The organism is Mycobacterium sp. NPDC003323, from assembly GCF_053589535.1.
In genome coordinates this window covers 306,086-320,727 of sequence record NZ_JBSFSB010000005.1, presented here as the reverse complement: position 1 = coordinate 320,727, position 14,642 = coordinate 306,086, and the positions used below count along the sequence as shown (strand labels likewise).

Annotated in this window: 15 protein-coding genes; 5 read left to right on the top strand and 10 right to left on the bottom strand. The window is 65.8% G+C overall.

What is annotated here, in order from left to right; translation table 11 throughout:
- Positions 1-5: 5 nt before the first annotated feature.
- Entirely contained in the window at positions 6-1,289 is a 1,284-nt protein-coding gene (locus ACWDUN_RS15590; protein ID WP_449930099.1) for an NADH-ubiquinone oxidoreductase-F iron-sulfur binding region domain-containing protein, read from the bottom strand.
- 20 nt (positions 1,290-1,309) lie between these two features.
- On the opposite strand from ACWDUN_RS15590, the gene ACWDUN_RS15585 reads away from it, so the two are divergent.
- Complete coding sequence (locus tag ACWDUN_RS15585) at positions 1,310-1,783, top strand: hypothetical protein (protein ID WP_449930097.1); 474 nt, start codon at positions 1,310-1,312, stop codon at positions 1,781-1,783.
- Between the two features lie 5 nt (positions 1,784-1,788).
- On the opposite strand, the gene ACWDUN_RS15580 is transcribed toward ACWDUN_RS15585, so the two are convergent.
- The 4 genes from ACWDUN_RS15580 to ACWDUN_RS15565 are packed head-to-tail and all read right to left on the bottom strand — an operon-like array spanning position 1,789 to position 5,363.
- Positions 1,789-2,691, bottom strand: coding sequence for an alpha/beta fold hydrolase (locus tag ACWDUN_RS15580; RefSeq protein ID WP_449930095.1), 903 nt, complete (start codon positions 2,689-2,691; stop codon positions 1,789-1,791).
- A complete protein-coding gene (locus tag ACWDUN_RS15575) occupies positions 2,688-3,080 on the bottom strand; it encodes a Rieske (2Fe-2S) protein (RefSeq protein WP_449930093.1) in 393 nt (130 codons plus the stop codon). The genes ACWDUN_RS15580 and ACWDUN_RS15575 overlap by 4 nt, the downstream gene beginning before the upstream one ends.
- A gap of 3 nt (positions 3,081-3,083) precedes the next feature.
- The gene (locus tag ACWDUN_RS15570) at positions 3,084-4,229 is read right to left on the bottom strand and encodes an amidohydrolase family protein (protein ID WP_449930091.1); all 1,146 of its coding nucleotides are present in this window, start codon (positions 4,227-4,229) and stop codon (positions 3,084-3,086) included.
- Between the two features lie 21 nt (positions 4,230-4,250).
- On the bottom strand, positions 4,251-5,363 hold the full coding sequence (locus ACWDUN_RS15565; protein ID WP_449930089.1) for an amidohydrolase family protein: 1,113 nt from the start codon (positions 5,361-5,363) through the stop codon (positions 4,251-4,253).
- A 266-nt stretch (positions 5,364-5,629) separates the two neighbouring features.
- Between ACWDUN_RS15565 and ACWDUN_RS15560 the strand changes: the two genes are divergently transcribed.
- Positions 5,630-6,658, top strand: a complete 1,029-nt coding sequence (locus tag ACWDUN_RS15560; protein WP_449930087.1) for an acyl-CoA dehydrogenase family protein — start codon at positions 5,630-5,632, stop codon at positions 6,656-6,658.
- A complete protein-coding gene (locus ACWDUN_RS15555) occupies positions 6,642-7,817 on the top strand; it encodes an acyl-CoA dehydrogenase family protein (RefSeq protein ID WP_449930085.1) in 1,176 nt (391 codons plus the stop codon). Before ACWDUN_RS15560 ends, ACWDUN_RS15555 begins: the two co-directional genes overlap by 17 nt.
- A 66-nt stretch (positions 7,818-7,883) precedes the next feature.
- On the opposite strand, the gene ACWDUN_RS15550 is transcribed toward ACWDUN_RS15555, so the two are convergent.
- From ACWDUN_RS15550 to ACWDUN_RS15530, 5 genes are all read right to left on the bottom strand, one after another.
- Positions 7,884-8,222, bottom strand: coding sequence for a hemophore-related protein (locus ACWDUN_RS15550; RefSeq protein ID WP_449930083.1), 339 nt, complete (start codon positions 8,220-8,222; stop codon positions 7,884-7,886).
- A gap of 207 nt (positions 8,223-8,429) precedes the next feature.
- Positions 8,430-9,797, bottom strand: a complete 1,368-nt coding sequence (locus ACWDUN_RS15545) for a cytochrome P450 (protein ID WP_449930081.1) — start codon at positions 9,795-9,797, stop codon at positions 8,430-8,432.
- 40 nt (positions 9,798-9,837) lie between these two features.
- Entirely contained in the window at positions 9,838-10,029 is a 192-nt protein-coding gene (locus tag ACWDUN_RS15540; protein WP_449930079.1) for a ferredoxin, read from the bottom strand.
- A gap of 34 nt (positions 10,030-10,063) precedes the next feature.
- On the bottom strand, positions 10,064-10,936 hold the full coding sequence (locus ACWDUN_RS15535; RefSeq protein WP_449930077.1) for a mycofactocin-coupled SDR family oxidoreductase: 873 nt from the start codon (positions 10,934-10,936) through the stop codon (positions 10,064-10,066).
- Positions 10,937-10,954: 18 nt separating this feature from the next.
- Positions 10,955-11,656 (bottom strand): SDR family NAD(P)-dependent oxidoreductase, encoded by a 702-nt coding sequence (locus tag ACWDUN_RS15530; RefSeq protein ID WP_449930075.1) that lies wholly within the window; start codon positions 11,654-11,656, stop codon positions 10,955-10,957.
- A 250-nt stretch (positions 11,657-11,906) separates the two neighbouring features.
- Between ACWDUN_RS15530 and ACWDUN_RS15525 the strand changes: the two genes are divergently transcribed.
- The gene (locus tag ACWDUN_RS15525; protein WP_449930073.1) at positions 11,907-13,406 is read left to right on the top strand and encodes an aldehyde dehydrogenase family protein; all 1,500 of its coding nucleotides are present in this window, start codon (positions 11,907-11,909) and stop codon (positions 13,404-13,406) included.
- Positions 13,406-14,614: a CaiB/BaiF CoA transferase family protein gene (locus tag ACWDUN_RS15520; RefSeq protein WP_449930071.1), complete on the top strand. Its 1,209-nt coding sequence runs from the start codon at positions 13,406-13,408 to the stop codon at positions 14,612-14,614. The genes ACWDUN_RS15525 and ACWDUN_RS15520 overlap by 1 nt, the downstream gene beginning before the upstream one ends.
- Positions 14,615-14,642: the final 28 nt, after the last annotated feature.

Sequence of the window (14,642 nt, the reverse complement as noted above, 5' to 3'; positions counted from 1 at the left end):
GTCGATCACAGGGACTCCACTTCGAACGGCCGTGTCGCGGTGTAGGTGGTCTCGCGGCGCGGACCATCGAGCAGGCGCGCGACGTCATCACCGAACATCGCCAGCATGCTGGCGGCGATGTTGCACGCGGCGTCCAGCGTCGCGCAGGCACCCCGGCCACGCAGCACCACCGACCAACGCTGCAGGCGGGCCAGGTCGTCCTGGTCGGCGACACCGTCACGCAGCGCGGCGGCCGCGGCCGCCATCGCGGCCGTGCCGTTGAAACACGAACCGCACTGGTCGGCGTTCTCCCGGTCGTAGTAGGCCAGCACCGCGGCGCCGACGGCGATCGGGCATTCGTCGGTGAGCACCGACACCGCGCCGCAGCCCAGTCCGCTGCCCAGCGCCTGCAGCGACGCGTGGTCCATGGTGGCGTCCAGGATGCGCCGGTCCAACATGCCGGCGAAATAGCCGCCCATCAGCGCACCGCGCACGTCGTCGGCCGGAATGCCGTGCAGCGCCAGGAGTTCGGACGCCGAGACACCGAAGGGCAGCTCGTAGAGGCCCGGCGGACGGCCGCCGCCGGTGATGGTTGCCAGGAAGGTGCCGGGGGAGCCGTCGGTGCCCAGTTCGCGGTAGGCAGCGGCACCGTGGCGGTGGACGAACGGCAGATTGGCCAGCGTCTCGACATTGCTGACCGCCGTCGGCAGACCACCCACGCCGACCTCGAAGACCCGGGGCGGCTTGTCGGTCGGTTTGGCCGGGCCGCCGTTGATGGCCCGCACCGCGGCCGACTCTTCGCCTGCGACATAGCTCGGTGCCACCGTGCGCACACTGATCGTGACCCCGTCGAGCGATTCGGGGGTGAGTTCGGCCAGCGCCGCGTGCACCGACTCGGCCCCGTGCCGGTCGGATACGTAGACGTGTGCGTGCCGTGCCCCGACGATCCGCGCGGCCAGTCGCACACCATCGAGGACCAGATGCGGCCGGTTGCGAAGCAGCCATCGATCCTTGATCGAGGCCGGTTCACCCTCCTCGCCGTTGGCAACCAGCACGGTGTCCTGACCTGCCAGCGCAGCGCGACGGACCGTGGTGAATTTGACCGCAACCGGGAACGCCGCACCGCCGCGGCCGACGACGCCGGCCGCGCCGAGATCGTCGAGCAGGGACTGCACATCGGTCAGCGGCCGGTAGCCGCCTGCTTCCCGATACTGCGCCAGCGACTCGGGTCCTTCACCGGCCCGTAGCAGACGCGGGGTGAGACCGGGCCAGGCGGCAACCGTCAGTTCGGTGTTCATCGCCGTGCTCATATCCGGCTACCCTTCCCTGCATGCGGACGGCAGTGGTGCGGATCGGCGTCGACCCCGAGGGCGGGCTGGACGCCGATCAATTGCGAAGCGGTATGGCCGAATTGGTCCGGCTGGCCGCCGAGGCCGGGGCCACGGTCATCGACAACGACCTCTCGGCGTTGCCGCTGTCGCGGCGGGAGGCCGAGATCCTGATGCAGGGTGCCGATGCCGATGTCCTGCAATCGCAGGCCCTGGCTATGTGCGCCAAGGCTTTTCAGACCCGGCCGGTTCTCGGTGTGCTCACGTTCGTCAGCCACGGCACCGACGATGACGCGCACGGTGTGCTCGCCGGTTTCGGATTGACCGGTCATGTGCACCGTTATCCCAGCGGGCAGGGCTGGGATGTGGTCGAGGTGACGCTGAGTCGAGCCGACCTGCAGCGGGTACCGGAAAGTCGCATCCATACCGCGCTGGAAGCCTCGCTCAACAGCGAGGTGCGCATCCTGGTGAGCTGACCCCATCAGGATGCGCCCAGGAAGTCCAGCATCGCCGGCGCGGCCTGTACCCAGGTGTCGAACAGGCAGAAGGTTTTTCCGCCGCTCTGGGCGAACCGCTCACCGGCTCGTTCCCAGGCGTCCTCCGGCCACGGCGGATCGATCAGCGTGGAGCCCTTGATCAGGCAACTCACCTCCAAAGAGGTGCGCTTGGGGTGATCCCAGTCGTTCTCGCCGCCACGGATGATGAGCGTGGGGACGGTGATGTTCTCGAACATCTCATCGGGCACGCCCGGGATGGTCTGGCCGGGCTTGGGCACGAATGCGTTCAGCCAGCGCAGCATGACCTTCAGGTAGGCGTCGGCGTCGAGATCGAGGATCCGCTGCCGGTTGTCGGGGTTCTGGTCGATGCGCTCGCGCCATTCGGCGACGTTCAGCAGACCTTCGATGCCCAGGCCCCGTACGGCCAGGATGCTGGGAATCACGTAGTGTCCGCCGAGCACGAATGAGCCGTACACGCCGCCGACGATGTTCCACACCACCAGCTTCCGCACGATCTCCGGGTACAGCATGGTGGTGATCATCGAGTCCCGCGCGCCGCCGGACCCGCCGGCGATGATGACCGGGCCGTCGGTCACCGCGGTGATCAGCCGGTGCAGCGTCTCGGCGCGCATGTGGGATTCGCTCTCGCCGTAGAACTGCACCCCGGACTTGCCGCAGTTGGGTCGATCCCACAGCAGCACCCGGTAACCACCGGCCACCAGGGCCTCGGCGAGCGGGCGCAATCCCGGGATGTCCTTGCTGAACCGGCCGCCCGGTGTCAGTGCGATCAGATCCCCGGTCTCGCCGAGGATCTCGTAGACGACGTCACCGCCGTTGATCTCGATGGACTGCTCGCCGGGACCCAGCACAGGGCCTGTCACACTCATGCCTGCACCAGTACTTCGTTGCCGACGACCCGGACCGGATACGTGCGGATGCTCCACTCCGGCTTGACGGCGGTGGTTCCGGTGGCCAGTTCGAAACCCCATTGATGCCAGGGACAGTAGATGTACTCCTTGTCGCGCACCATCACCGCGTCGCCGGGCACACTCTCGTCGACGATGTTGAGCCCGCGGGCCCGGCCGGAGCACAGCGGTCCGCCCTCGTGCGGGCAATAGTTCGCGATGGCATAGAAGGTGCCGTTGACGTTGTAGACCCCCACGCCGTGGCGGCCGATCGGCACCAGTTTGTGCGAGCCGTGCGGGATCTCGTCGACGGTGGCGACGACGTGTTCACGCCCCTGAGCGAGTCTGGGCGTCGTGTTGTCCTGTCCCATGTGTCAGAAGACCCGTACCTGACCCTCGAGTGCGGGCACGGTCGCCGGCACGTTGCGGTAGGTGGCTTGGGCGTTGCGGAACATGATCGGTTCGCGGGCATGGTCGGGCAGGTGCTTGACCAGCCACCGCGGGTCATCGAAAGTCCAGTGCGGGTAGTCGCTGCTGAACAGCAGGATCTTCTCGCATTCCATCCACTCGAAGGCGCGGGTCAATTCGGTCTTGTCCTCCGGGTAGTCCAGCGGCTGGGTGGTGAACTTGATGTGGTCCTTGACGTACTCACTGGGCTTGCGCTTGATGTCCAGCCATGACTTGCGGGCCTCGTACAGCGCGTCCATCCGCCACATCAACGGCAGGATCCACGTGAACGCGTGCTCGACAAAGACGATCTTGAGCGTGGGATGCCGGTCGAAGGTGCCGTCGAAGATCAGGCTCATCACCTGATTGGCCGCCAGCAGCGAGTAGGTGACCATGAAATCGTGGTTGTAGCTCGGCAACCCGACCGGCGGCATGGGCAGCTCGTCGTAATGGCTGCGGGACAGGTGGCAGCTGACGGGGATGTCGTGCTTGGCGGCCGCGGCCCAGATCGGGTCGTACTTCGGGTTACCCCAGGACGGTCGCGGCTCGGCCTTGATCAGGATCTGCGACATGTACGGATGATCGGCCCAGTTCTCGATCTCCTCGACGCTGCGCTCCGGCTCTTCGATCGCCAGGCAGATCGACCCGCGCCAACGCTCATGCCAGTTGTTCTTGCTGTCCAGCCAATGGTTGGCCTGCCAATGGTTGAGCGCGACGGACATCGCGTGCTGCGCTTCGGGGATGCGTGCCGGATAGGCCGCAGGCTCCAGGATGCAGACGTCCGCTCCGGCCTCCATGATGAGCTGCTTGAACGCCAGTTCGGGGTCACTGCAGGCGAATTCGCCATCGGAGGGAAAGGCGTCCAGGCGCATCGCGTAGGAATGGGCGTAATCGGGTGCATCGTAATAGATCTGGTCGCCGACCTTATGGGTGCCGAAGTACTTGCTGCGCCACGGTTCGGGGATGTACTGGCCGAGATCGCCCGACCGCGGGGCGGGGTGGACGTCGGAGTCCACACACCGCACGGCGATGCGTTCGGCCGTGGGTACCCGGGGATTGGCTGTGGTGGTCATGATCGTGCCTCCTCGTTCCCTCTACTGTGCCCCAGTCGCGGCCGTGAAGACCGGGATTTCGATGCCGTAGAGCTCCGCGGCGTTACGCCAGCACAGCTTGTCGCGTTGTTCGGCGCTGAAGGCAGCGGGCACCGACAGCTCGTTGAGTTGCCAGTGCGGGTAGCTGGAGCCGTAAATCACCATGTCGTCCTTGCCGGTGAAACCGGCCCATTCACCGGCGAATTCGACATCACCGGGTCCGTCGAGGACGCCCTGGATGAAGTGGACGTGGCCGGGCAGATAGTCACTGGGCATCTTCGGTGCCCACGGGGTCTGCTCCAGATGCGGTCTGCCGAAACAATCCATCCGCCAGATGAACGGCGTCAGCATGTCGGCGGCACCGTCGGCCCACACGAACTTCAGCTCCGGTGACCGCTCGAACACGCCCTCGGCGATCATGTTCATCAGGTGGTACAGGAAGTTGAGCGCGGTGAAACCCACGTACTGCTCGTAGGTGCGGGTGATGCCGTTGGGCGTCGGCGGCAACGCAACCCCGGACCCGACCTCGAAGTGCACGGCCACCGGGAGTCCGGCATCGACGGCGGCGTCCCACAGCGGCCAGAACTGCGGCTTGCCATACAGTTCGCGCGACTGCAGCGGGATGCCGATCTGCACCACCTGTGGATGGTCCTTGTACTTGGCGATCTCGCGCAACGCGCCGGTGATGTCATCGGGATTGACCCGGATGGTGCCCCGGAACTTCTCGCCGAACTCCGGATGCTCCAGCCATCGGGTCACCATCATCTCGTTGTGCGCCGCGGCGATCGCGGATCCGAGGTGACGATCGGGCATGATGCCGCGCGTCATCGGGTGTAGCACAGCGACATCCACACCGCGGTCGGCGAACAGGTGCTGGGCGACCACGGCCGGGTCCGATCCGGGGTACTGCCGGTCGGGACCGGTGGTGCGCGGTGCATACTCGCCGCCCGGTGCGCCGTACCAGTCCATCTCGTAATCCGGAAAGCCTCTGCTGCGGAACGGTTCCTGCAGGAAGTTCTTGCGCAGGTCCTTGTTCGACGCGACGAAGATGTGCACGCTGGCATCGATGACGGGCGTGCGCACGACGCCGCCCGTACCGTCCGGCAGCTCTTTCACTGTGGTCCATCCTTCACGTCTGCGGCCGACCGAGCGCCGCGCACTCCGGCAGCCGTCCCGAACCCCAGTGTAGATCCTAGTTCTTCGATATCAAGAACAATGTTCTCCAGCGGTTCGCTTACATACTCGCTGGTGAGAGTGTCTGCTGGTCAGTCGCGCAGCGTGCGGCTACGGGAACCTGATAGCGGCATTTCGAGAATGCCGGCATTGAGTATGAGAATGCTATTCTCATAGGGACGCGACGACGGAGAGACGGGAGGTGCCGGATGCTTCTGGAGTTCGACGCTGATCAGCGGCTTTGGCAGGAGACGGTGCGCGACGCGGTGGGCAAGCAGTGTCCGGCCTCGTTGGTGCGCGGCATCGCCGAGAACACCGACAGCGCCGGTGCCGCCGATTCGTTGTGGCGGTCCTATCTGGAGGCGGGATGGACCGAACTGACCGACCCGGTGAATGCCGTCGAGCTCGCCATCGTCCTGGAGGAACTGGGTCGAGCCACCGATCCGACACCGTTCCTGGCCACGTTGTCGCAGTTCGCCCCGTTGGCCGGTGCGCGTTTCGATCCTTCGGAGGCCGGCGCCGCCGTGTACGACGGTGTCAGCGCCAATTGGGCCGGTGACGGGTGGGCCCTCGACGGCACCTCGAAGTTCGTGCTCGACGGTGACCGCGCCGACAAGCTCGCGGTGGTGACCTCGGCCGGAGTGTTCGTCATCGACGCCGCCCTGGCCATCGCGCGGCGCCGTGACGTGTTCGATCCGGTGTTGCACGTGTCGGAGGTGAGCTTCGACTCCGTGCGGGTCGAGGAGTCCGACCGCCTCGACCTCGACCCCTCGGCGGCGCTGACTCTGGTGGAGCGCTCTCGTCACGTCGCCCTGATGGGCATGGCCGTCACCATGGTGGGCGCCTGTCAGCGGGTGCTCGACCTGGCCCTCGAACACGCCAAGAGTCGCTATCAGTTCGGGGTGCCGATCGGGTCGTTCCAGGCCATCCAGCACAAGGCCACCGACATGTACGTGGCGATCGAACGGGCGCGGGCGTTGTCGTACTTCTCCGCGCTGACCATCGCCGCCGATGACCCGCGTCGGCGGATCGCCGCGGCGATGGCCAAGGCCAGTGCGGGGGAGTGTCAGACTCTGGTGTTCCAACACGGCCTGCAAACGTTCGGAGCCATGGGCTTCACCTGGGAGAACGACCTTCAGTTCGCGTTGAAGCGGGCCAAGGCCGGCGAGCTTCTGCTCGGCGGCGCCGCCGAACACCGCGCTCTCATCGCCGAGGAGTTCGATGCAACTCGAATTTGATCCCGACGTCGAAGAGTTCCGCGCCGAATTCTCGGCCTTCCTCGACGAGCATCTGCCCTCTGCGGCAGACACTCTGGAACGTCCGCGTTCGGTATCGCACATGCCGCAGTGGGCGCGCGACTGGCAGCGGCTGCTGTTCGACAACGGCTGGTTGTTACCGGCGCAGCCGCCGGAGTTCGGCGGCCGCAATGCCACGGTGCTGCAGACTTACGTGCACCTGGAGGAACTGTGCCGGCGCCGGATCTACCATAGCTTCAACCCGCAGGGCGTCAACATCATTGCCGCATCGCTGATCTCGTTCGGCAGCGACGAGCAGAAGCAACAGTGGGCGGTACCGGTGCTGCGTGGCGAGAAGACCGCCTCCCTCGGTATGAGCGAGCCCAGCGCCGGGTCGGATCTCGCGTCGTTGCGGACCCGCGCGGTCCGTGACGGGGACGATTTCGTCGTCAACGGGCAGAAGGTCTGGACCTCGGGTGCCCACGACGCCGACTGGCTGCTGACCTTCGTCCGGACCGATCCGGACGCGCCGAAGCACAAGGGCATCAGCGTGCTCATCATCCCGACCGACACCGAAGGTGTGGTGTGCCGGCCGTTCGCCGACATCTGCGGTGAGGAGAACAAGGACTTCAACGAGGTCTTCTTCACCGACGTCCGGGTGCCCGCGCAGAACCTGGTCGGTCCGCTCAACGGGGGCTGGAAGGTGGCCAACGGATCGCTCGGGCACGAGCGCACCATGATGTGGTTGGGTTTCGCGGATCGAATCGCCAACTCGATCGGTGACTTCAAGCCGTCGACGCCGCTGGAACGTGACCAACTGGCCTCGACCATCATGGATTATCAGGCCCTGCGGCTGCTCGGTTCGGTCGGTCTGGCCAAGGCCGCCCGCGGTGAGGTCGATGTCGCATCGGTGTCGGTGCCCAAGCTGCTCGGCGCCGAGGCCGAGCTGCGGGCATCCAACAACGCGCTCATCGCCGCCGGTCCGGAGGGGCTGATCCATCCGTCGTTCAGCGGGCCCTACGCCCACATGAACCTGGATCACTACTACGCCAGCTGGTTCGAACGCCACGCCCGCAGCTTCTCGGGCACCATCGCCGGCGGCACCTCGGAGATCCAGCGCAACATCATCGCCCAGCAGGTGTTGGGACTGCCGCGCGGCTGAGTCGCCGGCAACAGAAACGTCCCGCCCTCCGGAACGGAGAGCGGGACGTTTCGGCGTTCAGCGAACTCAGTAGTTGTTGCAGGTCCCCGCGAGATTCTGCACGGCACCCAGGTAGCTCGCGGCGCCCGGGTAGGCGGCGATCTGGTTGACCGTGTTCTGGCGCTCGACCGGGCCGGAGTTCAGGAAGGTCCGCAGCATTCCCAGGGCCATCGGCTGAGCGTTGAACTGTGCGGCCAGATCCGGCTGCTGCGCGTTCATCGCGGCCATCACCTGGTCATACGTGCAGGTCGTGTTGACAACGGAACTGAGGTCGGGCTGGGCAGAGGCGATCCCGGCCGACATCGGCAGCGCTACCGCGATCCCGCCGATCACGACGGCCAGCTTCGTGCGCGACACCTTGAGCATGTGGTTTATACCTTTCCCCACCCGACTGATTCGGGCGACATCCTCCTTGTCGTGGAGGACACCTAATTTGTTACACATCGTTGTGATCAAAAGGCTAACAGGATCGCCGTTGATCCATGCAAGTCCTTTACCCAGCTACAACGCCGTAGAAACGGCTCCGGCTTCCCGCCCGCAACGGTGTGGGGGGAAGCCGGAATGCGGGCGCCGCTATTTCCAGTCGATGACGGCCTTTTCCTTGCGCTCGGTGATCGGCCGGGCCAGTTCCTGCTCATCGCAGATGCGCTGCAGGTTTTCCAGGGTCTCGTCCAGGCCGGGACCCAGCCGCTTGCCGGGGGTGAACGTCGCCGGCAGGTTGCGCATGCCCTGGATGACGCCGATGGTGTCGTAGTGCACGGTGCCCTCCGGATCGCACACGTAGTCGGGCATGCGGTCCAGCACGGCGGTCAGCATCGACTTGAACACCGTGCGGGCCACATTGGATCCGACACAGCGGTGCACGCCGATTCCGAAGCTGAAGTGCCGGTTGCCCTTGCGGTCCATGATCAGCTCGTTGGGCTGGTCGAACACCGCCGGGTCACGGTTGGCCATGGCCCAGGACAGCCACAACCGCTCGTACTGCTTGAACTGCTGTCCCTCGACCTCCACATCCTCGGCGAACGTGCGACCGTCGCCGGGTGCCGGGGTGAAGAACCGCAGGAACTCCTCGGTCGCGGGGTTCAGCAGCGTGTCGCGTTCGCGTGACAGCCGCTCGCGCTCGTCGGGGTTCTCGCCGAGCCACTCCAGGGCGTGTGCGGTCAGTGCGGTGGTGGTGTCGAACCCGCCGCCGATGACCAGACCGAGATTGCCCAGGATCTCCATGTCGGGGGCCGGCTCGCCGTCGATACGCAGTTGCAGCATCGCGTTGACCAGACCGGGCCGGGGGTTCTCCCGGATGGCCATCATGTTGTTGATGATGTCGATGCCCATCTCGCGGTGCTGCTCGTTGATCTTCTCGCGTTCCGGGGCGTGCTCGGGGGTGTAGACCGACGCGTGCGTCGGCTCGCTGTAGACGTTCCACTTCTTGAGCTCCAGGCCCATCATCGCCAGGGTGAACACCGCGGGCACCACATTGGCCAGGTGGTCGACGAAGTCGATGCGACCCGACTCGATGTGCTCGTCGAGGGCGGCGCGGGTGATCTCGTCGACGAACGGTTCCCAACGCTTGATCGCCGCGGGGGACAGGTACGGGTTCAGGGCGCCGCGGTAGGCACTGTGCTCGGGCTCGTCCATCTCCAGGATGCCGCCGCGCACCACGGTCGCGCGGCTGGCCTTGGGGATGGTGATGCCCTTGAACGGCGTCTCACCGGAGATGTCGTGGTGGTTGGACACCACCGGGCAGCGGGCAAGTTCGAAGACGTGCTTGCTGTCGGCGGCCACCCAGTGGCCGTCGTAGACGTCGGTCCAGGCCAACGGGCACTTGGACTGCATCTCTTCGGTGATCTTCTCGAACTGCAGCCGGTATTCCGGGGTGTGCCGATCGAAGTGGTAGGTGTTCTTCTTGCGGTCGTCGTCGGTCGAGACGTCATCGACGGTCATGGCTGCCTTTCTTCATGGCGTTGTCCCTTGAGCGACAGCATCATTCGATGACGATGGCCTGCTCGGGACAGGAGTGCACGGCTTCGCGGACCGCGTCCTCCTGGTCGGCGGGCACCACTTCGGAGGCCGGCGAGGCGTGACCGTCGACATCATCGAGTTCGAACGAGTCGGGGGCGATCATCGCGCACAGAGTGTGTCCCTGGCAGCGGCTTCCGTCGACCGAAACCTTCACTGTGTCAACCCCTTTCGTATCGGATCTGGGACCATCAGACGTGGTAGTCGTACCACTTGAGATAACCGCCGGCATCGACGCGCAACTGCATGCCGGTGACGAATCGAGATTCATCAGAGGCCAACCACAGCACCGCGTTGCTGATGTCCTCGGGCTCGATGTAGTTGACCTTCATGGCCTGCTGCACGCCGAAGACCGGCTCGGCGTCGGCGCGGGTCGGATTCGGCAGGTCCGGGCGGAACGAGCGGTACATCGGCTCGCTCTGCAGCATGTCGGTGTTGCAGTTGGTCGGGTGGATGACGTTGGCCCGAATGCCGCGCACCGCCAGTTCGGTGGCCAGGTAATGCACATATTCCGAGATCAGCCGTTTGCTGACCATGTAGCCCATGCCGCCGGGGTCGTTACCGGGATTCGGCTTGTTGTGCGCGTCCATCAGCGCCGCCGCCGATGCGGTGGCGACGATCGAGGCGCCCTCGGTCAGGTGCGGCAGCGCGACCTGGATGGCGTTGATGGTCCCGACGAAGTTGGTGTTGATGCCGTCGGTCCAGGCCTGCATGGCCGGCTGGCCCTTCATGGCGGCGATGCCGGCCTGTGCGACGACGATGTCGACCTTGCCGAACTCGGCCAGTCCGGCGTCCAGCGCGGTCCGCAACTCTGCCTCGTTGCGGACATCTGCCTGGGCGGTGACGATGCGGCGGCCGGTCTTCTCGACGTAGTTCTTGGTCTCTTCGAGATCCTCGGCGCTGGCCATGGCATAGCCGACGGTGTCGTAGTTCTTGCAGATGTCGACGGCGATGATGTCGGCACCCTCTTCGGCGAGCCGAATCGCGTGGCTGCGGCCCTGGCCGCGCGCGGCGCCGGTGATGAAGGCGACCTTTCCGGCTACCCGTCCTTGTGTATTACCCACTCGATAATCCCTTCTCGCTCAGGTGTTCCGGCCGCCGTTGACGCCCAGGATCTGTCCGGTGATGTAGCCGGCCTCTTCGGAGATGAAGAAGGCGCAGGCGGTTGCGATGTCCTCGGGCCTGCCCATGCGGCGCACCGGGGTCTGCTCGATCTGTTTGTCGGTGTCACCGAGGAAGCCGCGGCTTTCGGCCTTGCGCAGCATCGGTGTGTCGATGAACCCCGGGGGGACGGCGTTGACGGTGATCCCCATCGGTCCGTATTCCAGCGCCAGCGATTTCGTCAGTCCGTTGACCGCCGACTTGGCCGCGACATACGGGGCCATGAACGGCTGCCCGGAATGCGTGCTGGAGGAGGAGATGTTGACGATGCGGCCCCAGCCGGCCTCGATCATGCCGGGCAGCACCGCCTGGATGCAGTGGAAGGTCCCGTTGAGGTTCACGTCGATGACACGCTGCCACTGTTCGAACGAGGTGTCGGTGAAACGGCGGAAACTGTCCAATCCGGCGGCGTTGACCAGGATCGTCACGGGACCGAGTTGGGCCCGGATGCCGTCGAGGGCGGTGTCCACGGCGCCCCGGTCGGTGACATCGGCGACGAACGCGTTCGGTGTATCCGAGGGGTTCAGATCGAGGGTGGCGACGTGGTAGCCGTCGGCGCGCAGTCGGTCGGCGATGGCCCGTCCGATACCCGACCCGCCGCCCGTCACGACAGCGTTCTTCACTCTGGGAGCCTCCTTGACCAGACGTGGTGTGGCCGCGATCTCAAGAATCGTCCTTCCGAATATGAGAACCGTACTCTCGCAGGAGGCGGTTTTGCAAGACTCTTCGTCTCGGTTGGAAGTATGTAGTGGCGGGTCACGGCGGTGGCCGCGACCGTTCGACTAGCGAGTCTAGGCTTTCTTGCGTTCTCATTCACCGGATGTAGTATTCGCCGATGATGAGAATGAAATTTCCATCACAGTGAGGAGCCTGATGTCGGAGACGCCCACGATCACCGCGCACGACGCCGGCGACCAGTCCGCAGTCAAGGCGGACCGGCGCATGCTGGTCGACGGAGAACTGGTCGAAACACCCCGCACGTTCGTGTCGCTGAACCCGGCCACCGGCGAGGTTCTCGGCCACGCGCCGGACGCCTCGGTGGCCGACGCGGAAGCCGCCGTGGCCGCGGCCCGGCGCGCTTTCGACAGCTCGGGCTGGGCCACCGACGTCGCGTTGCGCATCCGGTGCCTGGAACAGTTCCACGCCGCGTTGGTCGAACACCGCGATGAGCTGGCCGCGCTGACCATCGCCGAGGTGGGTGCCACCCCGGCGCTCATCCAGGGTGCCCAGTTGGATCAGCCGATCGCGATCGTCGAGTACTACCTGAACCTGCTGCGCGACTATCCGCTCACCGAGGATCTCGGCAACATCGAGAGCCGCGGTATGCAGCACCACCGCTGGGTGGAGAAGGAAGCCGCCGGTGTGGTGGCCGCGATCATCGCCTATAACTATCCGAACCAGTTGGCGCTGGCCAAGTTGGCTCCGGCGCTGGCTGCCGGGTGCACCGTCATCCTCAAGGCCGCGCCGGACACCCCGTTGATCACCCTGGCCCTCGGCGAGCTGATCGCCAACCACACAGACATCCCCGCCGGCGTCGTCAACGTCATCGGCGGCGCCGACCCGCAGGTGGGTGCGGTGCTGACCACCCATCCCGATGTCGACATGGTGACCTTCACCGGCTCGACGCCGACGGGGCGCGCCATCATGTCCGCGGCCAGTGCGACGTTGAAGAAGGTGTTCCTCGAACTGGGCGGCAAGTCAGCCGCCATCGTGCTCGACGACGCGGATTTCAACACCGCCGCACTCTTCTCCGCGTTCAGCATGGTCACCCACGCCGGTCAGGGGTGCGCACTGACCTCACGGCTGCTGGTACCGCGCAGCCATCACGACCAGATCGTCGAACTGGTCAAGACCAACTTCGGATTCGTGCGCTACGGCGATCCGAACGAGCAGGGCACCTACATGGGTCCGCTGATCAGCGAGAAACAGCGCGACAAGGTCGACGCCATGGTGCAGCGCGCCGTGGCGGCCGGGGCCACGCTGGTGACCGGCGGCGAGAAGAAGGATCCGGGCTTCTTCTACACACCCACCCTGCTGACGAATGTCGACCCCGACAGCGAGATCGCCCAGGAGGAGGTGTTCGGTCCGGTGCTGGCGGTGATCACCTATGACGATGACGACGACGCCGTCCGCATCGCCAACAACTCCATCTACGGCCTGTCGGGTGCGGTGTTCGGCAGCGAAGAACGCGCCCTGGCGGTCGCCCGTCGCATCCGCACCGGCACCTTCTCCATCAACGGCGGTAACTACTTCAGTCCGGACAGCCCCTTCGGCGGATTCAAGCAGTCCGGTATCGGACGCGAGATGGGAAAGGCCGGACTCGAAGAGTTCCTGGAGGCCAAGACCTTCGCCGTCCCGGTAGGGGGTGCCTGATGTCGAGACCACTCGACGGGATCCGGGTTCTTGAGGTCGCCATGTACGGCTTCGTGCCCTCGGCCGGCGCGGTGCTCGCCGAATGGGGCGCCGAAGTCATCAAGGTCGAGCACGCCGTCACCGGTGATCCGCAGCGCGGTCTGCGGCAGACCGGTCTGCTGCGCGTCGACGGGGATCCCAATCCCAATATCGAACACGCCAACCGCCTTAAACGCAGTGTCGGACTGGACATGTCGGTGCCCGAGGGGCGGGAGGTGCTGCTGGAGCTGGCCAAGCGCGCCGACGTGTTCCTGACCAGCTTCCTGCCCGGGCATCGCGCCAAGTTCGGTATCGACGTCGACGATATCCGCGCCGTGAACCCGACGATCATCTATGCCCGCGGTAGCGCACTGGGTCCGCGCGGCGAGGAGGCCGGCAAGGGCGGCTACGACATGACCGCGTTCTGGTGCCGCGCCGGCACGGCGCGGACCATCACCCCGCCCGATATGCCCGGCATGATCGGCCCGCCCGGACCGGCCTACGGCGACACCATCTCCGGCACGAACCTGGCCGGGGGTATCGCGGCGGCGCTGGTGAAGCGCGAGCGCACCGGGGAGCCGTCGGTCGTCGACGTCTCGCTGCTGGGCAGCGGGCTGTGGGCGATGGGCCACACCGTGGCGCTGACCAACCACCTCAACGAGCGGATGGAGGCGTTCCCGCCCGGCACGCAGGGCTCACCGTTCAACCCTCTGGTCGGGCTGTACCCGACCGCCGACGACCGCTACATCTCGTTCGTCATGATGCAGCCGACCAAGTTCTGGGCCGACGTCTGCCGGCACATGGACCTCGACGAGTTGATCGACGATCCGCGGTTCGCGACGGCCGAATCGATCGCCGAGAACACCGCGGCGGCCAACGAGATCCTGACCGAGGCGATGAAGAAGCGCACGCTGCCGGAGTGGAGTGAGCGCTTTGCCACCCTGGCCGGTCCGTGGGCGCCGGTCCAGGACACGTTGCAGGCCGCCGAGGACGCCCAGATCCGTGCCAATGAATACCTGGTGCAGGCCGGCGAACTGGAGCTCGTCGCCAATCCGGTGCAGTTCGATGTGACCGCCCCGACCAGCGGACCCGCGCCGGCCTTCGCCGAGCAGACCGACGAGATCCTGCTCGAACTCGGTCTGGACTGGGATCGCATCATCGAACTCAAGACCGCCGGCGCGGTCACCTGAAACACCTGTCGCGGAGAGGTATTCACAC